Annotated in this window: 21 protein-coding genes; 11 read left to right on the forward strand and 10 right to left on the reverse strand. The window is 70.9% G+C overall.

Going from position 1 to position 22692, the window contains the following annotated elements; all coding sequences use genetic code 11:
- Window positions 1–143: 143 nt before the first annotated feature.
- Complete coding sequence (locus ACFWM2_RS37610) at window positions 144–377, reverse strand: chaplin (RefSeq protein ID WP_383289926.1); 234 nt, start codon at window positions 375–377, stop codon at window positions 144–146.
- A 300-nt stretch (window positions 378–677) separates the two neighbouring features.
- Here ACFWM2_RS37610 and ACFWM2_RS37615 point away from each other — a divergent pair, with 300 nt between their 5' ends.
- Window positions 678–884, forward strand: coding sequence for a hypothetical protein (locus ACFWM2_RS37615; protein ID WP_383289929.1), 207 nt, complete (start codon window positions 678–680; stop codon window positions 882–884).
- 120 nt (window positions 885–1004) lie between these two features.
- Here ACFWM2_RS37615 and ACFWM2_RS37620 read toward each other — a convergent pair whose 3' ends face one another.
- Both ACFWM2_RS37620 and ACFWM2_RS37625 read right to left on the reverse strand, forming a co-directional pair.
- Window positions 1005–2003, reverse strand: coding sequence for a GlxA family transcriptional regulator (locus tag ACFWM2_RS37620; protein WP_383290073.1), 999 nt, complete (start codon window positions 2001–2003; stop codon window positions 1005–1007).
- Window positions 2000–2647 (reverse strand): HD domain-containing protein, encoded by a 648-nt coding sequence (locus ACFWM2_RS37625; RefSeq protein ID WP_383289932.1) that lies wholly within the window; start codon window positions 2645–2647, stop codon window positions 2000–2002. The genes ACFWM2_RS37620 and ACFWM2_RS37625 overlap by 4 nt, the downstream gene beginning before the upstream one ends.
- Before the next feature lie 298 nt (window positions 2648–2945).
- Between ACFWM2_RS37625 and ACFWM2_RS37630 the strand changes: the two genes are divergently transcribed.
- Window positions 2946–4130: a S1 family peptidase gene (locus tag ACFWM2_RS37630; RefSeq protein WP_383289935.1), complete on the forward strand. Its 1185-nt coding sequence runs from the start codon at window positions 2946–2948 to the stop codon at window positions 4128–4130.
- Window positions 4131–4159: 29 nt separating this feature from the next.
- Here ACFWM2_RS37630 and ACFWM2_RS37635 read toward each other — a convergent pair whose 3' ends face one another.
- Entirely contained in the window at window positions 4160–5449 is a 1290-nt protein-coding gene (locus ACFWM2_RS37635) for an MFS transporter (RefSeq protein ID WP_383289938.1), read from the reverse strand.
- Window positions 5450–5697: 248 nt separating this feature from the next.
- Here ACFWM2_RS37635 and ACFWM2_RS37640 point away from each other — a divergent pair, with 248 nt between their 5' ends.
- From ACFWM2_RS37640 to ACFWM2_RS37650, 3 genes are all read left to right on the forward strand, one after another.
- The gene (locus ACFWM2_RS37640) at window positions 5698–7164 is read left to right on the forward strand and encodes a hypothetical protein (protein ID WP_383289941.1); all 1467 of its coding nucleotides are present in this window, start codon (window positions 5698–5700) and stop codon (window positions 7162–7164) included.
- Between the two features lie 140 nt (window positions 7165–7304).
- Window positions 7305–8114, forward strand: coding sequence for an alpha/beta fold hydrolase (locus ACFWM2_RS37645; RefSeq protein WP_383289944.1), 810 nt, complete (start codon window positions 7305–7307; stop codon window positions 8112–8114).
- On the forward strand, window positions 8114–9367 hold the full coding sequence (locus ACFWM2_RS37650) for a SpoIIE family protein phosphatase (RefSeq protein ID WP_383290076.1): 1254 nt from the start codon (window positions 8114–8116) through the stop codon (window positions 9365–9367). The genes ACFWM2_RS37645 and ACFWM2_RS37650 overlap by 1 nt, the downstream gene beginning before the upstream one ends.
- A 40-nt stretch (window positions 9368–9407) precedes the next feature.
- On the opposite strand, the gene ACFWM2_RS37655 is transcribed toward ACFWM2_RS37650, so the two are convergent.
- Entirely contained in the window at window positions 9408–10631 is a 1224-nt protein-coding gene (locus ACFWM2_RS37655) for a cytochrome P450 (RefSeq protein ID WP_383289947.1), read from the reverse strand.
- A 261-nt stretch (window positions 10632–10892) separates the two neighbouring features.
- Between ACFWM2_RS37655 and ACFWM2_RS37660 the strand changes: the two genes are divergently transcribed.
- On the forward strand, window positions 10893–12536 hold the full coding sequence (locus ACFWM2_RS37660; RefSeq protein WP_383289950.1) for a GMC oxidoreductase: 1644 nt from the start codon (window positions 10893–10895) through the stop codon (window positions 12534–12536).
- A gap of 116 nt (window positions 12537–12652) precedes the next feature.
- Here ACFWM2_RS37660 and ACFWM2_RS37665 read toward each other — a convergent pair whose 3' ends face one another.
- From ACFWM2_RS37665 to ACFWM2_RS37675, 3 genes are all read right to left on the reverse strand, one after another.
- The gene (locus ACFWM2_RS37665; protein WP_383289953.1) at window positions 12653–13132 is read right to left on the reverse strand and encodes a carboxymuconolactone decarboxylase family protein; all 480 of its coding nucleotides are present in this window, start codon (window positions 13130–13132) and stop codon (window positions 12653–12655) included.
- Window positions 13133–13134: 2 nt separating this feature from the next.
- Window positions 13135–14208 carry a dihydrodipicolinate reductase gene (locus tag ACFWM2_RS37670; protein WP_383289956.1) on the reverse strand — a complete coding sequence of 358 codons (1074 nt, stop codon included), beginning with the start codon at window positions 14206–14208 and terminating at the stop codon, window positions 13135–13137.
- 160 nt (window positions 14209–14368) lie between these two features.
- Window positions 14369–14746 (reverse strand): BlaI/MecI/CopY family transcriptional regulator, encoded by a 378-nt coding sequence (locus ACFWM2_RS37675; RefSeq protein ID WP_383289958.1) that lies wholly within the window; start codon window positions 14744–14746, stop codon window positions 14369–14371.
- Window positions 14747–15028: 282 nt separating this feature from the next.
- On the opposite strand from ACFWM2_RS37675, the gene ACFWM2_RS37680 reads away from it, so the two are divergent.
- Both ACFWM2_RS37680 and ACFWM2_RS37685 read left to right on the forward strand, forming a co-directional pair.
- Window positions 15029–16717 (forward strand): glycosyltransferase, encoded by a 1689-nt coding sequence (locus ACFWM2_RS37680; RefSeq protein WP_383289961.1) that lies wholly within the window; start codon window positions 15029–15031, stop codon window positions 16715–16717.
- A complete protein-coding gene (locus ACFWM2_RS37685) occupies window positions 16714–17493 on the forward strand; it encodes a polysaccharide deacetylase family protein (RefSeq protein ID WP_383289964.1) in 780 nt (259 codons plus the stop codon). Before ACFWM2_RS37680 ends, ACFWM2_RS37685 begins: the two co-directional genes overlap by 4 nt.
- Window positions 17494–17615: 122 nt before the next feature.
- Here the strand turns inward: ACFWM2_RS37685 and ACFWM2_RS37690 are convergent, their stop codons facing one another.
- A complete protein-coding gene (locus ACFWM2_RS37690) occupies window positions 17616–18752 on the reverse strand; it encodes a sulfite oxidase (protein ID WP_383289967.1) in 1137 nt (378 codons plus the stop codon).
- Between the two features lie 166 nt (window positions 18753–18918).
- Between ACFWM2_RS37690 and ACFWM2_RS37695 the strand changes: the two genes are divergently transcribed.
- Entirely contained in the window at window positions 18919–19353 is a 435-nt protein-coding gene (locus ACFWM2_RS37695; protein WP_383289970.1) for a cupin domain-containing protein, read from the forward strand.
- Window positions 19354–19483: 130 nt separating this feature from the next.
- Here ACFWM2_RS37695 and ACFWM2_RS37700 read toward each other — a convergent pair whose 3' ends face one another.
- The gene (locus ACFWM2_RS37700; RefSeq protein ID WP_383289973.1) at window positions 19484–20104 is read right to left on the reverse strand and encodes a hypothetical protein; all 621 of its coding nucleotides are present in this window, start codon (window positions 20102–20104) and stop codon (window positions 19484–19486) included.
- 291 nt (window positions 20105–20395) lie between these two features.
- Between ACFWM2_RS37700 and ACFWM2_RS37705 the strand changes: the two genes are divergently transcribed.
- Both ACFWM2_RS37705 and ACFWM2_RS37710 read left to right on the forward strand, forming a co-directional pair.
- Window positions 20396–21859: a helix-turn-helix domain-containing protein gene (locus ACFWM2_RS37705; RefSeq protein ID WP_383289976.1), complete on the forward strand. Its 1464-nt coding sequence runs from the start codon at window positions 20396–20398 to the stop codon at window positions 21857–21859.
- A 130-nt stretch (window positions 21860–21989) separates the two neighbouring features.
- Window positions 21990–22490 (forward strand): hypothetical protein, encoded by a 501-nt coding sequence (locus ACFWM2_RS37710; protein ID WP_383289979.1) that lies wholly within the window; start codon window positions 21990–21992, stop codon window positions 22488–22490.
- Window positions 22491–22692: the final 202 nt, after the last annotated feature.

The following is a 22692-nucleotide window of genomic DNA, read 5'->3' on the forward strand; positions in this document are numbered from 1 at the left end:
CACCCCGTCCGGACCGTGTGCTGCCCCCGTAGGGATCTGGGGGTGGCAGGCTTGGAACCGGAGAAGCGACCCGGAGGCACAGCCCCGCCGGGTCGCTTCGGCCCACGAGACGCTCAGGGTCGAGCGGCTCGGCCGCCCGACGGTCAGTGGTTCTCGCAGGAGTTTCCGCTCGCGGGGTTGAGCAGGCCCACCACGTTGACCGAGTTGCCGCACAGGTTGATCGGGATGTCGATCGGGATCTGGACGACGTTGCCCGACAGCACACCCGGGCTGTCGGTGGCGATCCCGACAGGGCCCTGGTCGGCGGCGGCGGCACCGGCAGTCGCCAGCACGGTGAGGGTGGCTAGGGCGGCCGCGGTCATCAGGCGGATACGCATAACAAACTCCCATCAGTCGCAAGATTGCGGTTCCTTCACCATCACCTCGGGGGCCCGTTGACGACATTGCTGTACGGCCGAACGGGGCCCGGCCACGACGGGGAGAGTTCCTGGGACCACATTCCGGTTCGCTACATATCGCACGGAATGCAGGGAATGACCGTAACGTGAAGAATACGAACCAGGTCCATCGAGCTGCGTCTGGAGGAGCCGCCACCAGGTGACTCCGGAGCCTTGGGAGTGCGCTCCCGCGGGCCAGGGGTACACCGGGAGAACAGTCAGGTCGACCAGGGAGACACCATGTCAGCCACCCAGCCCGAATCGCCTCCGCCGTCCGATGACACGACGACCCCGGACGCCCTTCTGCACACCGGCTCCGACGGCGAGGTGTCCGCCGAGGACCTGGTGCTGGCCGCCGGTCGTGACATCACCCCGGAAACCCTCGCCTGGGCCGAGCGCAAGCTGGAGCAGGAGGGCCCGGCCGCTCTCGACAAACTGCTTCCCTGAAGGACGTACGACAGGTTCCACGACCTGGGCGTACGGCGGTCCCACGACCCGGGCGTACGTCGTTCGGTGAGCCCGGCGGGTCGGGTGGCGCGCTGCCCGTCGTTCCGTGATCCCGGCGGGTCAGACGTCCGCCGCTCTGCCCGTCGTACGGAACCGCGCCCGGTACGCCGTCGGCGAGATGCCGAGCGCCTGCTGGAACGCGCGTCGCATGGATTCCGCCGAACCGAAGCCGGCCTGCCCGGCGACCGCGTCCACAGGGTCGGTGCCGGCCTCCAGAAGGGCCCGCGCCGCCTCCAGACGGACCGACTCGACGTACTGCCCCACGGTCATCCCCGTCTGCGCGCGGAAGAGCCTGCTGAGGTGGCGCGTGCTGACCCCGGCTCCGCGAGCGAGCGCGTCGAGGTCGTGGACGGCACCCGGGTCGGCTCCGACCAGATTCATGACGCGACGGACCACCAGATGGGTGGCGTCCCGCGGGGTCAGACGGGCACTGAACTGGGACTGGCCGCCGGGGCGGGCCATGAACACGACGAGTTCGCGGGCGACGTCACGGGCCACATCGGGACCGTAATCCTCCTCGACGAGGGCCAGGGAGAGGTCGATTCCCGCCGAGACGCCCGCGGAGGTGATGACGTCGCCGTCCCGGACGAACAGGGGATCGGTCTCGACGGTCACCTCGGGGTAGGCCGCCGCCATCTCCCGGGCGAGCTGCCAATGCGTCGCAGCCCTACGGCCGTTGAGCGTTCCCGCCTCGGCCAGCAGGAACGCACCCGCACAGACGGACGCGACCCGCTTGGCGCGACCCGCGAGGTCCACCGTGGCGGCGATCAGGTCGGGATCGGAGACCGCGTGGCGCCATTCGCGCCTGCCCGGCACGAGGAACGTGCCGAGCCTGCCCGGCACTTGGTCCCAGCTGCCGTCGACACCGACGCGGACGTTGGCGGAAGTACGGATGTCCGCGCCCGTCACGGACACCAGCCGCACGTCGTAGTGGGCTCCGTAGGCGTTGGCCGTCGTCAGGACCTCCACGGGGCCCGTGACATCGAGCAGTTGGACGCCGTCGAACGCGAGGACCGCCACCGCGTGCACCCCGGCCGCGGGACCGCCCCCAGGGGTCATTCGGGCCACGCGGAGTCCAGGATCGTACGCACGAAGTCGCCTCGCTGGAATCCGGGCACATAGTGCTCGAGCACGTCGGCCTTCACATTGCCGAACGTGGTCTCGGGCTTGGGGCGGATGCCGTCGGTGAAGGCACCGAGGATCTGCCGCTTGAAGTCCGGCCGGGGGTGCAGGGCGACGATCGCCGACCGGTCCTCGGCGGAGATGTCGTCGTATCCGATGCCCAGTACGTCGTATTCGACGCCGGCGGTCACCAGGGCCACCTCCGGTTCCATGAACTCGGGGATCCCGGGCGTGGTGTGCAGGGCGATCGCCGTCCACACGCGGCGGACGCTGTCCTCGGGCACCTGGTGTCCCTGGAGGAACCGGCGGGCCTCGTCCGCACTGTCCACCTCGAAGCGGCGCCCACTGCCGTGGAAGCGCTCGGACAGGCCGAGGTCGTGGAACATCGCCCCGATGTAGAGGAGTTCGGGGTCGAAGCTCAGGTCACGGTTGCGGCCCTGCAGGGAACCGAACAGGTACACGCGGCGCGAGTGGTGGTAGATCAGGTCGCTCGTGACGTCCCGGACCAGCTCGGTCGCCTCCCGCGCCAGCTTGGTGTCCGGCGCGCTCACCCCGGCCGTCGATGTCGACTCGATGGTCATCGCATTCACCCGTCTCTTCCTGGTCATCTGCCCTGCCGGTCGCTCCGGCCACACATCCAGCCTCGCCGAACCGGCCGCCTCCTGCCATGACCGCAGGGCCATACAACCCACAGATACGGACACGCGCGTGGCACGGCCCGACGGATATCCGGGTACGGCCGGCGCGCCCGGCTTCCACCCCGCAGGACCGCATGCGTCAAAGCAAAGATGCGCCTTGGCATGGACCTGCTCACTTGGGAGGGCTAACCTCAGCGGCGCACGAGAGCGCTCTCAAAACGCCCTTCCGCTCCACTCCCCCATGCCGGAACGACGAAAGGCAACTCCCTTGAGACGCACGACACTTCTGCGCGCTGGTCTCTCCACGGCCCTACTGCTGAGCACCGTGGCCACCGGCCTCGGCACCCAGGCTTCGGCCGCCGACACCCCCTCCCCCACCCCCGCAACCCGGGCTCCGGCATCGGCCGCCCTGATCACCGCCATGCAACAGGACCTGGGCCTGACCAGGGCGGAGGCCACCACCCGGCTCAAGGCCGAGACGACGGCGCGGACCGTCGAGCGCGCGGCCCGGCGCGCCGCGGGCGCCTCGTACGGCGGCTCGTGGTTCGACGCCGAGCGCGGCGGACTCACCGTGGCCGTCAGCGACAGCTCGCGAAGCCGGGCCGTCGCGGCCACGGGTGCCCGGGTCGCCGTCGTCCGGCACAGCGAGCGGCAGCTCGACGCCACCATGGACCGGCTCGACGCCCTCGACGCACCGTCCGGCGTCAGCAGCTGGCACGTCGACCCGCAGAGCAGCTCGGTCGTCGTCAGTGTGGTCGCCGCACGGCAGGATGACAACGATGTCCAGGCCTTTGTGAGCCGGGCCCGGAAGGCCGGCCCGGTGACGATCCGGGAGACCCGGCAGGCGCCGCGGACCTTCGCAGCGGGGACGGTGGGCGGCGACCCGTACTACACGGGCAACGTCCGCTGTTCCATCGGCTTCTCCGTGTACGGGGGCTTCGTGACCGCCGGGCACTGCGGTCAGGCCGGCGCCGGGGTCAGCGGCTGGGACCGGTCGTACATCGGCAACTTCCAGGGGTCGTCGTTCCCCGACAACGACTACGCGTGGGTCAACGTCGGCAGCGGTTGGTGGACGGTGCCCGTCGTCCTGGGCTGGGGCACCGTGTCCGACCAGCTCGTGCGCGGCTCGGGCGAGGCACCCGTCGGCGCCTCGATCTGCCGCTCGGGCTCCACATCCCACTGGCACTGCGGCACCGTGCTGGCCAAGAACGAAACCGTCAACTACAGCCAGGGCGCAGTGCATCAGATGACCAAGACGAGCGTCTGCGCCGAACCCGGCGACTCCGGCGGCTCGTTCATCAGCGGTGACCAGGCTCAGGGGGTCACCTCGGGCGGCTGGGGCAACTGCAGCAGCGGCGGCGAGACCTGGTACCAGCCCGTCAACGAGATCCTCAGTCGCTACGGGCTCACCCTGCACACCGCCTGATCGCACCCGCAGAGGACGCATCGCCCACGTCAGCCGGCGCCACCCGCGGGTGGCGCCGCGCTGCCGACCTGGGCCGGCCGGTCCAGGACGATGCCTTTGTCGGTGCCCGGCGGCCGGTGCCGGAGCAGGCGGCGGATCGGAGGCACGACGACGAGGGCGATCGCGCAGCACACGCCCATCAGCGCCCCCGCGAACAGCAGGCGATGGACGCCGAGGACTGCGCTGGCGGGGCCGGCGATCGCCTGGCCGAACGGGACGGCCAGGATGGAGCCGGCGATCTCGTACGCGGTCACCCGGTTGAGCCGGTCCTCGGGTATGTGGGTCTGCACGGCGGTGGCCCACTGGACGCCCCAGAACGCCCAGCCGACCCCGCTCACCGCATAGCCGAGCATGACCAGCGGCAGGGCTGGGACCAGGGCGGCCGCGAGCGGCATCATCGGGAACAGGAACATCGCGAGCCCGCCGGCGAAGAGCGGCCGGGCCGGGCGGATGCGGATGGCGGCGAGGCCCCCGAGGACACAGCCCGCCCCGAACGCGCTCTCGGCGTAACCGAAAGCCGCCTTGCCGTGCGCGTCGATGACGGAGACCGCGCCGACCGGCGTGATCGGTCCCCACACGAAGACCCCCAGCACCCACCAGATGAGGATCACGCTCCACAGCCAGGACCGGGAGCGGAACTCGTCCCAGCCGGTCCGCAGGTTCGCGAGCATGGAGTCCGACCGGTCGACTGCGAACCGGGGCAGCCGCAGCCCCACCAGACACAGCCCGCTGACCGCGAAGGTCGCCGCGTCGACCGCGAACACCGTGGCCGCCGAGGTGGCGGCGACGAGCATCCCGGCCACCGCGGGCCCGGCCATCTGGGACATCCCCTGGCTGACCCGCAGCACCCCGTTGGCCTTGTGTCTGTCGGGGGCGACCTGGGGCACCAGACCGGAGACACCCGGCTGGAACATCGCGGTCGCGATCCCGCCGAGCAGTGCGCCGCCGACGATGAACCACAGCGGCGGGTGGCCGAGCCAGAGGTAGGCCGCGAGAGATCCCTGGATCAGGCAGCGGACCGCGTCCGCACCGATCATCAGCGGCCTGGGGTGGAAGCGGTCCGCGAACACACCGCCGAAGACGACGAAGAGGGCGAACGCCCCCATCCACGCGGCGAGCGCGAACCCGACCCCGCTCACCCCGTACCCGAGCGACAGCATGGCGACCGCCATCGCGACCGGGATCATCGTGTCGCCCACCACGGACATCGTGCGGGCGGTGAAGTAGAGGTTGAAGTTCCAGGTCCACAGGCGGGGCGGCACTACAGCGGACGACACCATTCGAGCATCCTTCTGGACGTCCGCTTCTCGGACACCGTTCACGGGGGGGGCAACAGGGGGAGCATCACGCGAGGTTCCGAGCGGCCGACAACTCTGCTGCCGGCTCTCGCAGTTCGTACGGTAGAACGCATGACACTCCCGCGAACAGTATGAACGCAACGATCAAGAGCGTGGCCCCGAGCCGGAAGCCTCCCTAGCATCACAGCCCGCGGCGCGACGGTGCGCCGACGAGGACAAGGAGCCGCGCCTTGGACAGATCGAGCACATCCACCCGCATCTCCGGATGGTTCCGGTCCGCCCCGCGGCGCCGCGCGAGGCCGGTCGCCGCTCTCGCCACGTCGCTCGTCGTCGCGTCGCTCACGGCCGCCCCGTCCGCCCAGGCGGCCGCCGATCGGTCGGCATCGGTCGCGTGCCCGCCCAACCTGGCGGAGCAGGCCACGTGTTACACGGGGCAGGACACGAACGGCGCCGCTTACGCGATCGCTGTCCCCCACGCCTGGAACGGTTCGCTCGTCATGCACGCCCACGGCGGTCCCGACCTCGGCGCGGGCTCCGACCCGTCCCGCAGCGTCGACGACCTGGAACGCTGGTCGGTGATGGTCGACGAGGGCTACGCCTGGGCCGGCTCGTCCTATCGTCGCGGTGGTTATGGCACCCGGATGGCGGCCGCCGACACGGAGACCCTGCGGCGCCTGTTCGTCGCGGAGTTCGGCAAGCCGAGGCGGACCTACGTGCACGGTCAGTCCTGGGGCGGGAACGTCGCCGCCAAGGTCGTGGAGACGTACGGCAGGAAACACGGCCCGTACGACGGCGCTCTGCTCACCAGCGGAGTCCTGGGCGGCGGTTCCCGCGGCTACGACTACCGGGTCGACCTGCGCGTGGTCTACCAGTACTACTGCCGCAACCATCCCCGTCCCGGCGAGCCCCAGTACCCGCTGTGGGAAGGGCTGCGCGCCGACTCGACGATGACGAGCGCCGGACTGCGGGCCCGCCTGCAGGAGTGCACGGGGTTCGCCTCCGCGCCCGAGGAGCGGACCGCGCAGCAGCAGCGCAACCTCGACGACATCCTCGCCGTGACCAAGATCCCCGAGCGCACCCTGGAGTCGCACCTGCGGTTCGCGACCTTCACCTTCCGCGACATCGTGCACAGCCGGCTCGGCGGCCGCAATCCGTTCGGCAACCGGGGAGTGCGGTACTCCGGGTCGCATGACGACAAGGCGCTCAACGCCGGAGTCGAGCGGTTCTCCGCCGACCCGACCGCGGTCCGCGACCTGTCGTACGACAGCGACCTCACCGGCAGGGTCGCCATCCCCGTCCTCACGCTCCACGCGATCGACGACCCCACGGCGTTCGTCGAGCACGAGGCGGCGTACCGGGCCGCCCTCACCGGTGCACACCGGCAGGGGCACCTGGTGCAGACGTTCACCGAGGAGAGCGAGCACAGCGGGCTGAGCGATTCCGAGTACGCGGCCTCCGTCTCCGCACTGGACACCTGGGCGCGCACCGGGCGGAAGCCGACGCCGCGGTCGCTCGCGGCGTCCTGCCCGGCGTTCGACCGCGCCTACGGCACCGGCTGCTTCTACGATCCGGACTTCCACCCGGACTCGTACGCCGCACGGGTCGAGCCCCGGCCGGGCGGCCTCCACTGGCCGGCCATGACCGGGGCCCAGGAGAGGTCCTGGAGCCGTATCGAAGGCGTCGGAATCGCTCCCTGAGGTTTCCGGACCGCCCGTTCCGACCGCAGCCTGCCGCTTCTGTCGCCGTCCGCCTCCGGGGCCGGGACCGGGGGCCGCGAAGCGTCCGCGAGACCCCGCGGGAGGGGTGGTCCGGAGCGGGGTCTGCGAGGATGTGTCACGTGAATGTGCGGAGCAGGAACCACGTGAGGGTGACCGGGCGGTCAGGCGCGCCGGTCGTCGTGCTCGCACACGGATTCGGGTGCGACCAGAACCTCTGGCGTCTGGTGGTGCCGGTGCTGGAGCGCGACTTCACCGTGGTGCTCTTCGACCATGTGGGCTCGGGCCGATCCGATCTGTCGGCGTGGAGCGAGGACCGCTACTCCACGATGGAGGGGTACACCGCGGACGTGCTCGCCGTCTGCCGTGACCTGGCGCTCGGCCCGGTGATCTTCGTCGGTCATTCGGTGAGCGCGATGATGGGCGTACTCGCCGCCTCGCGCGAACCGGATCTCTTCGCCGGTCTGGTGTTGCTGGCTCCTTCGCCGTGTTTCATCGACGACCCCGCGTCCGGCTACCGGGGCGGGTTCACCGCGGCCGACATCGAGGAGCTGCTCGGGTCCCTGGACGCGAACTATCTGGGCTGGTCGGGCGCGATGGCCCCGGTCATCATGGGCAACCCCGAGCGCCCCGAACTGGGTGAGGAGCTGACCAACAGCTTCTGCCGGACCGACCCGGACATCGCCCGGGTCTTCGCCCGGGTGACGTTCCTGTCCGACAATCGCGACGATCTGGCCAAGGTCGGCGTTCCCACGCTCATCGCGCAGTGCTCCCACGACGCGATCGCGCCGCCGGAGGTGGGTGAGTTCGTCCAGGACCGGATCCAGGGCAGCCGTCTGGTCACCCTGAACGCGACGGGCCACTGCCCCCAGCTCAGCGCCCCTGAGGAGACCGCCGCCGCGATCGGCGCGTTCGCGGGCTCCCTTCCGTGATGGACACGCAAGGCGGCCGTGTACCCGGCCGGGGCGGAGTACGCGCCGACCGCGATGCACCGTTCTCGGCCCTCCTCGAGGACAGCGTCGAGGATCTGTACGAGAACGCGCCCTGCGGCTACCTCTCCACGCTCCTGGACGGCCAGATCGCCAAGGTCAACACCACCCTGCTGAACTGGCTGGGTTACCAGCGGGACGATCTGGTGGGGCGCAGACGCTTCTCCGACCTGCTCACGGTCGGTGGGCGCCTGTACCACGAGACCCATTTCGCCCCGCTGCTGCGGATGCAGGGCGAGGTCAGCGGCATCGCGCTGGAGCTCAAGTGCGCGGACGGCAACCGTCTGCCGGTCCTGGTGACCTCGACCGTCAAGACGGACGTCGACGGGCAGCCGGTGCTGATCCGCACCACCGTCTTCGACGCCCGCGACCGTCGCGCGTACGAGACCGAACTGCTGCGCGCCCGACAGGAATCGGAGCGGGAGCGGGAGCGCCTCCAGCGCCTCAACGCCACCCTGCAGAAGACGCTGCTGCCGCCCACCCTGGCCGATGTCCCCGGCCTGGAGGTCGCCGCGGACTACCACATCGCCTCCACGGACGAGGTCGGCGGCGACTTCTACGATCTGTTCCCGCTCGGTGCCGGCAGCTGGGGGCTGTTCCTGGGCGACGTCTGCGGCAAGGGCGCCGCGGCGGCGGCCGTCACCTCCCTGGCCCGCTACACCCTGCGGGCCGCCGCCGTCTACGATCCCGATCCGGTCGCCGTGCTCCGCAACCTCAACACCGTGCTCAACTACGAGTACCAGGGTTCGGATCCTCGCTTCTGCACCGTGATCTTCGGACTGCTCACCCCCGACGGTGACGGGGGTGACTTCCTGGTCACTCTGGCGAGCGGTGGGCACCCGCCGGCGCTGATGATGCGCGCCGACGGCAGCACGGCCTATCTGCCCACTCCCGGTGGCCAGCTCGTGGGCGCACTGACCGACGCGTACACGGTCACCACCACCGTCCGGCTCGCCCCGGGCGACACCCTGCTCCTCTACACCGACGGACTCACCGAGGCGCACACCGCGCTCGCGGGCGACCGCTACGGCGACGAGGCTCTTCTCGACTTCGCCCGGGACCTGGCGCCGACCACCGCGGCGACCGCCGTCGACGCGATCCGCGCGCTTCTTGACAGCTTCGGCACCGGTGTGGACGACGACACCGCCGTACTGGCCATCAACGTGCCCCGGCCCGCCGAAGACCCGCAGCTCTGAGGCCTGCGGGCCCGCCCCGGGGCGTCACGGCATCACCGCGTCACCAGGTGACCGGCAGAGCCTGCGGGCCGCGGATCATCGTGCGGCGCCGCCAGGGGACCTGATCTGCGGGGACCGCGAGACGCAGTCCGGGCAGCCGGTCGAGAAGGGTGTTGACCAGCAGCTCTGTCTGCATACGGGCGAGGACGACGCCCGTGCAGTAGTGGGACCCGTTACCGAAGGAGACATGCGCGCCGGGCTCCCGGTCGATGTCGATCTCGTCGGCGTCGGGGAAGACGTCCGGATCGCGGTTCGCGGCCAGGTAGGACACGTAGACCGGGTCACCCGCGTTGATCCCGATGCCGTGGATGTCGATGTCCTCCTGGGCGATCCGGGCCAGGCCGACGGCGGTGCGGTGCGGAAGGTAGCGGAAGAGTTCCTCGATGGCCCCGGGCCGGATCTCGGGGTGGCTGCGCAGCCGCTCCAGGAGGTCCGGGCGGGTCAGCAGGACGTACAGCATCTGACCGCAGTTGTGAGTGACGGCCTCTCCGCCGATCTGAAGCGGGCCGGCGAGGCCGATCGCTTCTTCCTCGCTGATCTCGCCCCGGCCCACGGCGGCTCCGAGCAGCGACAGGACATCCTCGCCGTCGCTTCCGTGGCGGACGCGGACGGCCTGCGTGATCCACCCGTACATCCCGTTCTTGGCCCGCTCGCCCGCCTCGGCTCCGCCCGCCGTGGAGATGATCTGCCGGGTCCACGCGTGCATCTGCTCCCGCTCGGCGGCGGGCACGCCCATGACCTCGCAGACCACGAAGATCGGGAAGGGCTCAAGGACCCGTTCGATGAGGTCGGCCGGCGGACCGTCCCGCACCACCAGGTCGACCAGGGCGTCGAGCATCTCCTGGGCCCGTGGTCGCAGTCGCTTCATCGCGCCCACCGTGAACGCGCCCGCCACGGCTCGACGCAGCCGGTTGTGGTCGGGCTGGTCGGCGAACGCCAGTGATCCCGGCTTCGGCTTGAAGTGCGGAGCGAGCCGGGTGACCTGGCGGTCGACGACTTCCTTGCGGCTGAAGCGAGGATCGTTGGTGATCATCTTGACGTCGTCGTACCGGGTCGCCAGCCAGGCCCAGCCCTCGCCGTGCGGGAGGCGGATCCGGGTGAGGGGGCCTTCCCGCATCAACTCCGCGAGCACCGGGTCGAATTGCGTGCCGTCGAGATCGCTCGCGGGCCAGTCGCGTACCGGCGGCGGGGCCTGTCCGGTCAGCACGGTGCTCTCCTCAGTCATCCTCCCACCCTCGTGCGGACCCATCGGGCTGTCGCGCCGTAGTACTCCAGGCGGAGCACCGGCACGAGGGCGTTTCACGCCGTGCGGAGACGGACTGCGCTCACCCGTCGGTCGAGCGGCCGGCGACGCGGCGGCTCGCGTCTCGATCCCGGCGCGGCGGCCCGCCCGAGATCGACCAGAAGTTACCTAGAGGTATGTAGTGACTTAACACGCAAGTAACAGTAGAACGTGTTCTCACTCATCGAGAGTGAGGAATGTCACATGGGCCACACTACCATGCACGATGACAACCCGAAGGGTGTCTCGCGTCGCAGATTCATTGCAGGAACAGGTTCTATTCTTGGGGTCGTGACTCTTACGGGTCACGCCATGGCAGCTCAGCAGCCGGCCGCCGTCGCAGCCGGCCCGATCACTCCCGGGGCCCACGTCCCCGTCCTGGTGATCGGCACCGGATACGGCGGCTCCGTGGCCGCACTGCGCCTCGCCGAGGCGGGCGTCAACGTCCACATGATCGAAATGGGCATGGCCTGGGACACCCCAGGCTCGGACGGCAAGATCTTCGCCAACACCACCAGCCCCGACTACCGGTCCTACTGGCTGCGCACCAGGACCAAGCAGCCCCTCAGCAACTTCCTCGGCTTCCCGATCGACAAGGACGTCCCCCGCTACACCGGGATCCTGGACGCCGAGGAGATGGGCGGCATCATCGTCTACCAGGGCCGCGGCGTCGGCGGCGGCTCACTGGTCAACGGCGGCATGGCCGTCACGCCCAAGCGCGAGAACTTCGGCGCCATCCTCCCGTCGGTGAACGCCGACGAGATGTACGGCACTTACTACCCGCGCGCCAACGCGGGACTCGGGGTCGGCACTGTGAACCCGACGTGGTTCGAGACCGCGGAGTGCTACCAGTACGCGCGTGTGGGGCGCAAGCACGCCCAGCGCTCCAACTTCCCGTTCGTCTTCGTGCCCGATGTATACGACTGGGGCTACATGGAGCAGGAGGCCGCCGGGACCGTCCCCAAGTCGGCGGTGGCCGGGGAGATCCTCTACGGCAACAACTACGGGAAGAAGTCGCTCCAGAAGACCTATATCGCCCGCGCCACGGCCACCGGAAAGGTCACCATCTCGGCGCTGCACAAGGTCACTTCGGTCTCCCCCGCGTCCGGCGGCGGCTACACGGTCCTCATCGACCAGCTCAACACCAACGGCGACACCACGACCACCAAGACCGTGACCGCGGACAAGGTGTTCTTCGCGGCCGGCAGCGTCGGCACCAGCAAGCTGCTGGTCAAGCTCAGGGCCACCGGAGCGCTGCCCGGCCTGAACAGCGAGATCGGCAAGGGGTGGGGCGACAACGGGAACGTCATGTGCGGCCGCGCGAACCATCTGTGGGACCCGACCGGCACGGTCCAGGCGAGCATCCCCTGCGGAGGCATCGACAACTGGGCCGCGGGCGGCGCCTTCGCCGAGGTCGCGCCGCTGCCCACCGGGATCGAGACCTTCGCCTCGTTCTATCTGTCGATCACCAAGAACCCCAACCGGGCGCAGTTCTCCTGGAACGCCGCGTCGGGCAAGGTCGACCTGGACTGGCAGACCGCCTGGAAGCAGCCGTCCATCGACATGGCGAAGACCATCTTCGACAAGATCAACGCGAAGGAGGGGACGATCTACCGGACCGACCTGTTCGGCACCTACAAGATCTGGGGCGACCACCTCACGTACCACCCGCTCGGCGGCGCGGTGCTCAACAAGGCCACCGACAACTACGGCCGCCTGCACGGCTATTCGGGCCTGTACGTCATCGACGGCTCGCTGATCCCCGGCAACACCAGCGTCAACCCGTTCGTCACCATCACGGCACTGGCCGAACGCAACATCGAGAAGATCATCGCTACAGACCTGTAGCGGTGGCTCGCCCGTGCTGCTCCTGAACAGCAACACGGAGTGGCTCCGCGTTCCGGCGGGCCGCGCAGGGGCTCCCTGTGCGGCCCGTTGCCCGTCCCGGCCGACCTCACGTCACCTCAGTGCGTGGGCAGTACGCAGACCGCGTCGAGTCCGAGGACATGGTTGAGCCGGCCGAACGCCAGCCAGGAGCCGATGCTCATGCTCAGTTCCACGATCTCGCGCTGGCTGTAGTGCGCGGTCATCCGCGTCCAGAACTCGTCGTCGAGTCCGTGGTGGTCGAGGGCGTAGCGCTCGGCGTACTCGGCGGCCAGCCGGGTGCGGTCGTCGAAGGCGTCGGTGCTGCGCCACTGGGTCACCGCGTCCGGGAAGTCGTCCTCGACCTTCTCGCCCTCCCGTTCGGTCCGCCAGTCGAGGCAGAAGAGGCAGCCGTTGATCTGCGCGATGCGCAGCCGCGCGGCCTCGAACTCGCGCAGCCCCAGCGTCGTGTGCTCGTACACCGACAGGGAGAAGTTGGCGGCGGCCATGCCGATGCCGGGGACCATCTCGCCCCACACGTATCCGATCGGTTCCTGTCCCTCGGGGATGTCGATCTGCATGGTCATTTCCTTCCGAGTCTGCCGACTGCGGGACGCAGCGGGACGTCGAGCGCGTCGTAGAGTCCGGGTTCCGCGTCCACGAGCCAGTCGACGGCGCTCACCAGCCGGCCGACGGCGGTGGCGTTCCCGCCCGCGGACCGGTTCTCGCCCTCGTCGGTGGACTCGATGGTGACCTCGATCCTGGGACGCCCCTCGATGATCACGCGATGTGCTCCGTCACCGTCGGGCGGCGTCGGCCAGTCCGGGGCGCAGGACGCGTGGATGCGGGTGACGTGCTCGATGACGATGCGGGGCTCGCCCTCGACGATCCCCTGCACCTCGAACCGCACCGCGCCCTGGGTGCCGGCCGCGAACTCGCCCATCGTGCGCGTGCTCACCGTGGACTCCAGTGCGCGGCGCTCCATGGTTTCGCGGATGTCGTCGAGTTCGACGCCGAGGGCCCTGGCCATCAGCCGTATCTGGCCGCCCCACACCATGGTCGGGATCGACGGCGCGAGCATCAGCGGTTCGTAGTCCATCGGCTGGCCCATACCGACCAAATAGCGTACGGATTCTTCCTGCTCGTACGTCGAGTAGTCGAAGATCTCCTGGCAGCGGATGGCGTCCATCGTGGTGCCGAGTCCACTGATCAGCAGGGGCAGTACGTCGTTGCCCCAGCCCGGGTCGACACCGGAGACGAACAGCGAACCGCCGCCGTCCGCGATGGCCGCCAGCACCGGATCCCGGAACTCCGGCGGGGCGTTGCGCTGATCGTAGAGCGGGTACAGCGCGGGCGTGACGACGACGGCACCGGACCTGATCGCCCCGCAGATGTCGGCGAGGGCGTCGTCGGGACGGATGTCGCCGGATGCCGCGTAGACCACGGCCCCGGGGGCGGCGGCCAGTACGGCGTCGATGTCGTCGGTGGCCGCGACGCCCAAGTGGTGGTCGAGTCCGCCGAGTTCACCGGCGTCGCGGCCGACCTTCTCGGAGTTGTGGACGAGCACTGCCGCGAGTTTCAGTGCCGGGTGGGCCTCGACGGCGCGGATGGCCGCGCGGCCGACGTTGCCGGTACCCCACACAACCGTGGAAATCATGCGCGGAGGGTAGCGACAGGACCTCGAGGTTCATAGGGCCATGACGCAGGGAATGCCGAGGTCGGGCGATCGGACGGGCCCCGGGGCACCGGCCGTTTCCGGGAGCGACGGCCGATTCCGTGCGCGGCCCGCCGGCCCGTCCGCCCTTCCGGACCGCCCGTCAGTCCTCGCGCTCGTCCAACAGCCGCTTCAGCAGGCGCTCGTCGTCCTCGGAGAGTTCGGAGACGAACCGGGCCAGCACCGCGCCGCGGTCCGACCTGCGCTCCAGCAGCGATCGCATCTGCTCGGCGGTGTGCGCGGCCTCGCTGCGGAGAGCCTCGTAGGCATAGCCCCGGCCGGCCCTCCGGCGGGACAGCAGCCCCTTGTCGAGCAGACGCGACAGGATCGTCAGCACCGTCGTATAGGCCAGATCCCCCGGCAGCAGCGCCTTGACCTGCGCGGGGGTGAGCGGACCGTCCGCCGACCAGAGCGCGGCGAGGACGCTGCTCTCCAACTCGCCGGGCGCCCGCCTGCGGCCGCCGCGGTCCTCGTCAGCCATACCGTTCCCACCTTCCTCGTACGCGGACCGATCCGGAGAAGTGGCGTTCCCACGGTTTCCGAGATCAGGACCCGTGAACCGGGCCCGGGTCGGCCGCGCCCGTCCGCCTCACGTCTGCGGTGGCGCGCCCGCCGCCCTGGACGGCCGCCCAATCTACTACTTCTTGTCGAACTCTTGCCGAAACAGCCGCTGATTCTCAGGCACCACTACTACTACATGTTGTAGTTTTCTCGCGCCCGGCCGACCTGTGCCTGTGCAAACCCTGACGTTCGGAGTCGCTTCATGGTGCCTGTCGGCAGTCGGAAGGCCGAGGACGCGCGCGCGTCCGGGGCCGCATCCGCCTCGGTGCTCCCGTACCCGGCCGCCGGTCGTCCGGGCCGGATCGTGATCATCTCCGCGAGCGTCGGAGCGGGCCATGACGGCGCCGCCACCGAACTCGCCCGCCGGCTGTCCGCCGCGGGTCACCCGGTGGACCGGCACGACTTCCTCGACCTCCTGCCCCTCGGAGTCGGCCGCTTCATCAACGGCGGATACCACCAGCTGCTGACCCACGCCCCCTGGGCGTACCAGCGGATCTACAGCGTCACCGACCGCCCCGCGGGCACCGGCCCGATCGCGCGTGCCCTGCTGCGCCTCGCCGAGCAGCGGACACTGGCCGTGCTGCCGGCGGACACCCGTGCGGTCGTCGCGACCTACCCGGGGGCCAGTCAGGTACTCGGCGCGCTGCGCAGCGACGGCCGCCTCTCCGTGCCCGCATTGACCTATCTCACCGACTTCTCCGTACACCCGCTGTGGGTGGCCGCCGGCGTCGACGCCCATCTCGCGGCCCATTCCGTCCCCGCGGAGCAGGCAACGGCATTGGGGGCGGCGCGGGTCACCGTCTCCGCACCGGTCGTCAACCCTCGCTTCGCGCCGGTCGATACCCGGCACCGGCAGGCCGTCCGGGAGCGGTTCGGGCTGCCGCGCGACGTCCCGCTGGCACTGCTCGTCGCCGGCTCCTGGGGCGTCGGTCCCGTGCAGGAAGCGGCTACGGAGATCCTGGCCGGCGGGACCGCGGTACCGGTCGTGGTGTGCGGTCGCAACGAACGCCTCGCCGCACGGCTGAGATCGGCCGGCATCGAGCACGTCTACGGCTGGGTCGATGACATGCCCGGTCTGATGCACGCCGCCGACATCCTGGTGCAGAACGCCGGCGGGCTCACCTCGCTCGAGGCCTTCGCCTGCGGACTCCCGGTGGTCAGCTACGGCTGCATACCGGGGCACGGTCAGACGAACGCCGCCGCTCTGCACGAAGCGGGTGTCGCCGTGTGGATACGCCGGCCCGGTGACCTGGCACCCGCCCTGGCCGATCTCCTCGACGGCACGGCCGGCCGAAGGCAGCGTGCGGCGGGCCTGGCGCTGTTCGCCGACGGGCCGGGCGACGGGGCGGTGGCCGAGGTACTGCGGGTCTGCGAAGCCGCGGAAGCCCCACTGCGCATCGCCGGACACGACGACACCACGCCCCGCACGGCCGGCCCCCGTACCACCTCGTCCCGCGTCGTACGTCAGGGCGCCGTCGCGTCCCACCTCTCCCCCGGCCCCGCTGCCGCCCGGGCGGCAGCGGGCCTCGCCGTCCGGCACGCGGTCCGCACCGCAGCGGCCACGTTCACCGTCGGCGCCGAGAGCTCCGAACCGCGGCTCTCGACCGGACGACCGGTGGCCGCTCGAATACGCCGGCCGCACAGCAGCGTGTTCGCCGCAGCGGGCAGGACCCGCCGCCTCCGGACCGCGTACCGGCGTACGCTCCTCCCGCCCAGCCCGGGCCGCCAGCGCAGGATGGCCGTAGCCGTCCTCGCGGCAACCACGCTGTGGGCCGGAGCGATCGGTGCCGGGATCGCCGCGACCCATCAAGGGCCCGCCGTCCTTCAGGCCGTCCACCACGGCCTGGACCACCTCGACTGGGACCGGGCCGACGAAGGGCCGCGCACGTGAACTCCACCCGTCTCGCGCGCGCCGCCGTCTGCGCTCTGCTGCCCGCCCTCGCGGCCCACGCGGCTCCGGCCGTCTCCGCCTTCGGCCCCCTGCGCAACCGTCTGATGCCCGGCCTCGCGGCACAGGGCAGACCCGACCACGTGGCCTTGACCTTCGACGACGGCCCCGATCCTGTGTCCACCCCGTTCTTCCTGCGCCTACTGGCCGCCCGAGAGGTGCACGCCACCTTCTTCCTCCTCGGCTCGGCCGCTTCCCGCTCGCCCGGTCTCGTCCAGGAGATGGCGGCCGCCGGGCACGAGATCGCCCTGCACGGCTGGGAGCACCGCATGCTGCTGCTGCGCGGCCCCCGCTCCACCTACGACGACCTCGCCCGGGCCCGTGACACCGTGGCCGCGCTCACCGGCGAGGCACCCCGGCTGTTCCGTCCGCCGTACGGCGTCATGACCACGTCCGCCCATGTCGCCGCGCGCCGACTCGGCCTGACCCCCACGCTGTGGACCTGCTGGGGTGAGGACTGGCGGGCCGGAGCCACTCCCGGCACCGTCCACCACACCGTCACCGCCGATCTCCGCGGGGGCGGCACGATCCTGCTCCACGACTCCGACTGCACGTCCGCCCCAGGATCCTGGCTCAACACGCTCGGCGCGCTTCCCCGCATCCTGGACACCTGCCGACAACGCAGCCTGCGCGTGGGCTCCCTGAAGGACCACGGCGCCCCGCCCGCAGCTTTGGGTGCGGCCCTGTCACCAAGTGGGCAGGCGATGAAGACGAGTTGACGCGACGACAAGCGGGCTGCACTGCCTCGGGCGGCTGTCGCGTACGTCTTCTGTACCGTCTCGGACGGCTGTCGCGTACGTCGTGAGGGGAGCCTCGCCCTCAAGGGCCCGCAGCGTCGGTCTCAGGCGGCGTCGTCGGGTTCGTCGGCGTCCAGGCAGAGCACCGGCACCCGCTGGACGAGGTTGTTCGCGAACCCCCCTCGGTTCCACGGCTGGCGCAGGGGCTGGATGTTGCCCCCGGCGTCGGTGGCCCGGGCGCTGAGCAGATGGCTGCCCGGAACGGCAAGCCAGTCGAAGCGCCACCGGCGCCAGGCCCAGCGGTGCCCGCTCGCGGGCTCCAGCTCGGCCTCGGACCAGGTACGCCCCTCGTCCGTGCTCACCTCGACCGAGGTCACCGGCGCCCTGCCGGACCAGGTACGCCCCTCCAGCGGCACACGGCCCGGCCGGACCACCCGCGCCCTGGACATGAAGTCCGGGAAACCGGGCGGGATCAGCAGGGCACGCGGGGCGATGCGGCTGACCGGCTCGCCCTCGTCGTCCGCCTCCTGCCGGAGCCGGTAGGCCACCGACTGTTGGAACCCGGTGAACGGAGCGTCCGTGACGGTGATGTCGTGCAGCCACTTCACGTGTGCCATGCCGTACCAGCCCGGTACCACCAGCCGCAGCGGATACCCGTGCTGCGGCGGCAGCGCGGCGCCGTTCATCTCGTACGCCACGAGGACCTCGGGGTCGGTGCCGAGCGCCACCTCCCGGGCCAGACCACGCTGGTAGTCCTGCTCCACCCCGCGCTCGACTCCGTGATCGGCACCGGTGAAGACCACGTCACCGGATCCCTGCTCGGCGCCCGCCTCGGCGAGCAGCAGCCTTAGCGGCACTCCCGTCCATTCCGCGGTGCCGACCGCCTCGACCAGCCACGGCTGGCTCACCGGCCGGGGCGCCAGCAGGGCCCGGCCGTTCCCTGCGCACTCCATCGTCATCCGCTCGGTGACCGGCGGATACGACCGCAGATCGGCGAGCCCCAGCCGGAGCGGCTGCCGCACCCGGCCACCGATTGTCAGCCGCCACCGGCCGACGTCCGCGTCGGGGATGTCGTAGTGGGTCAGCACATAGTGCAGCCCTGGTGGGGTCACGTCGTAGCGCAGCGCCTCCAGTGGGAGGCCATGGTTGCGGGCCGCGAGGGCCAGTTCCTCCTGGCTGATGCCCTCCTGCGGACGGGCCAGCCGAGGGGGACCGCTCACGTCACCCAGGCGAGGAGTCATGCCCCAATTGTCCCTCTCCGGCCCGGTGGGGGCACCAGCGGCGACGACTGCGCCACGAGAACCGCGCACACCTGCGATGTGTGCGTGCTCCATGGGTTCGGGGGCGTGCCTGCCGCGGCATATAGGAGAGGAACTCGTGTCCCTCGCCTCCCAAAGGACTCCCTTCATGCGCACCTTGCCCCGTACGGGACTCGCCACGGTCACCGTTCTTGCCTCGGTCTGCTTCGGCGGCACCGCCCATGCGACCCCGCCGGGCCCGGGTGTCACCGGCAGGATCATCTCCCAGACCACCGTGGACGGCACCGACTACATCCTGCGTGAGGTCACCCTGCCGCCCGGCCAGAGCACCGGCTGGCACTACCACGACGGCACGCTGTACGGCCTGGTCAAGACGGGCACCCTGAGCCACTTCGACGCCGGCTGCGCCTCCGACGGCGTCTACCGGCGGGGAACCACGATCACCGAGCCCAGCGGGGCCGATCACGTGCACATCGGCCGCAACCTCGGCACCACCCCGGTCGTCCTGGAGGTGCTCTACGTCCTCCCCCACGGAGCCCCGCTGTCCGAGGACGCCGCCAATCCCGGGTGCTCCTTCCAGTAGGCGGCCGCACGACGCGTACGGCTCACCCCGCCGCGGCCGATCGGTCGCGGCGGGGTGAGCCGTCTTCCTTTTGAGCCGGCCGTGGTCCGTCCCCCGAATCAGCGGACCACGACCTGTCCTTGGGGCCGCGTCAGTACAGCTTGTTGACCGCGGTGGTCGTCGTCTTCTTGAACGCACTCACCGGCGCCGCGCCGAAGTCGCCCAGCGCCGCCCATTCGACGACCGTCACGGCATAGCCGTCGCGGCCGACCGACAGCAGGCGGACGTCGTCGGCGCCGAAGGAGGTGGTCGTGTGCAGGCCGTACGCGTGGGCGCCCTCCTCGACCGGCAGAGTGCCGTAGTCGCGGACCTCCGCGTCCGTTCCCGGGTTGGACTGCTCAACTGTCGTGGCGCACCTCTTGAGTTCCTTGTTCAGCCGTGTCGCCAGACTCTTGGCCTTGGCCTCGTCCTTGACGACCACGGTGAGCTGACGCGCGTTCGTGTCGAGGTCCGTCCAGAACTCGCGGTAGCTGGAGTCGTAGCCCGCGAACGTCTCGGGGAAGCACAGCAGCAGCTGGTCCGGCACGCCACCGGTGACCTTGCCCGCCGTCCACGACGAGGTGGGGTGCGGCGGCAGTTGGGCGGCCGACAGGAACGCGGGCGAGGCGCTCGCCTTCACCGCGGCGCCGGCCGGAGCGCCGGTCACCGTGCCGATGACGAGGCCGGCGGCGGCGAGGGCGCCGAGCGCGGTGAGTCGGGTGCGCATGGTCATGGGTGTCCCCTGTTTCTGTACGTGTGAGTTTCTGTGTACGTAAGTCATCCGATGCCCGCATCGCCGGACCCGTCGTGGTCAGCCGTCCGGGAGGTCATTCCGGCGGCGGTCGGTGCGACACCAAGAGCATCAGCGGCCCCAGCGGTCCGGCACAAGAGCTCACGCCCGGCTCGCCTCGGTGGAACCATCCCAGGCCATCTGACGTGCACCTATGTGAGTGCCTGGGATGCCGTTCCGGGACAACTCGGGGGCCCGCCAACGGGGATGGGCACGGAAGGCCACGGGGGAAGCGTGTCGACTCAGGACGACGTCGAGGAGTTCGCGGCACTGCTGCGCCGTCTCAAGGCACGTACCGACCGCAGCTACGGCTCCCTGGCCCGCCGGTTGAACATGAACACGTCGACGCTGCACCGCTACTGCTCCGGGGACACGGTGCCTCTCGAGTTCGCTTCGGTGGAGCGGTTCGCCGCGCTGTGCGGGGCGTCGCCGGCGGAGCGCATGGAGTTGCACCGGCTGTGGATCCCGGCCGTGGCGGCGCGCCGCCGGACGCGCCCTCCGCGCGGTGACACGGCCGCTGCCGTGGAGCCGGCCGACGGGTTCCCGTCCGCCGGGCCGACGGACCCCGCCGACGGCGCGCTCGCGCCCAACGCCCCGAACTCCGGTGATACCACCGACCCGTCGGACCCGTTGAGACCGTCGGACGCCACGGACGCGGTGAGCCTCTCAGTGGACCTGACCCCGGCTGCAGACACAGCCGCGCCGCCCTCCGGCGAGTGGACCGCGAGTGGGCCGGCACTCCGCGGAGGCGGCGGCCCGGCCGACGTGAAGCGCACGCCCGGCCGGCTCGGAACCCGTCGGCGAGCCCTCGTCACCGCCGCCCTGACGGCCGCGCTCCTCGGTACCGTGGCCGGCCTGCTCGCCCTGCCGTCCGGTGAATCGGGCGCCGATGCCGCCGAAGGCACCGCGCCCACGTCGTCGGCGTCCCACGCCGACCGGCCGCGCCCCACACCGAGCACCGGCAAGTCCGCCAAGAACGTGCGCTCATCGGCCTCGGCTTCGGCGAAGGCGTCCGCGTCCCCGTCCCGGGGCACCGGCGCCTCCGGTGATCCGAAGGAAAAGAAGGGCCGGCCCGCCGCCGTACCCCTGACCTGGACAGCCAACTCGCAGGTGTGGCAGTCCGGTTGCGACCACACCTACCTCGTCGACAAGCCGGCACAGCAGGTTCCCCCGCCGCCGGCCGCGCAGGACGCGGGCGCGTGGGCCCTGTCGCAGGGTGCCGTGCACGGGCGGCAGACCATGGTGGAGATCTCGGTCCAGGGCCGCACCTCCGCGGCCGTGGTCCTGGAGGCACTGCGGGTGCGCGTCGTCGGCCGCGCAACGCCGTTGCCGTACAACGCGTTCCGGATGGACAACGGGTGCGGAGGGGCCCTCACCCCTCGCTCGTTCGACGTCGACCTGGACAAGGACCGCCCGATCGCCCGGTCTGTCGCGGGCAACGACAGCGGTACGACGATCCCGGCGATGCGTCTACCCTACCGGGTGTCCGTCGAGGACCCGGAGGTGCTGCTGGTCAACGCCCGGACCGAGAACTGCGACTGCCGCTGGTATCTGGAGCTCGACTGGTCGGCCCAGGGCCGCACCGGCACCACCCGCATCGACGACGGCGGCCGGCCCTTCCGCACCAGCGGCACGACAGGCCGGCCGCCGTACACGTACGACACCACCGGGCGCAGCTGGATCCGCTACGACAACTGACGGCGGCACACCGGGATCCCGCCCCGCCCGACAGCAACGGCCGGCCGGCGGGGTGCCTCGGCGCGAGGACGCCCGGTGCCGTACAGGACCCCTCGGCCGGGACTCCAGCGGGGGCTGGCACACTGCCGCCATGGCATCGCTGACGCCCGCGCGCGCACTCGTCCTCCTCACCAGCGGGCTCACCTGCCTCCTGGCGGCCACCGCCGGACTCATCGGCGCGCTCCTCAGCGGTGCGGGTGCCGCTCTCGCCGCGGCTGCCTGCGCGGCGGGGGCGGGCACGGTCGGCGCCCTCCTCGTACGACGGCGCGCCCTGGCCGGTTTCGCGGCGGCGCAACGGCAGGCCGGCGCCCGCGGTTACGCCGAAGGCCTCGCCCACGGCGTCCTGGTGCAGGTCGCCGCCTACGAGGCCGCCGTCTTCCCGCGTTCCGGACCGAGCGGCGTGACAACGGAGGAACGCGCCGCGCGCCGTACCCTCGCCTACCGGATGGCCGCGCTCGACGAGGTGCCCGAGTCGGTCAGGAAGGCCGCCGCCGATGTGCTCGCCGTCCTCGACCGGGCCGACCGCATGCTCGCCGAGGAAGCGATGACCCACCTGGCGGCCGTTGTCCGCAAGGAGTACGTCCGCCTGTGAGGCATGGGGTCCCGGGATCGTTCGTGAAGGAGCCCGGCCTCACCTGAAGCCGGTCCGTTGTGCCCGTACCGCGCCGCACGGAGACCAATTCCTCAGTTTCGCAAAGGCCTTTCCGGGAACTCTCCCGCGCTTTGTGACGGCCACCATGCACCCCTCGGTCGCATTCCGTTTCCGCTTCGGAGGGCGGGTGTGTAGCCCGAAT

It is taken from the genome of Streptomyces sp. NPDC058371, from assembly GCF_042723265.1.
Taxonomy (GTDB): domain Bacteria; phylum Actinomycetota; class Actinomycetes; order Streptomycetales; family Streptomycetaceae; genus Streptomyces.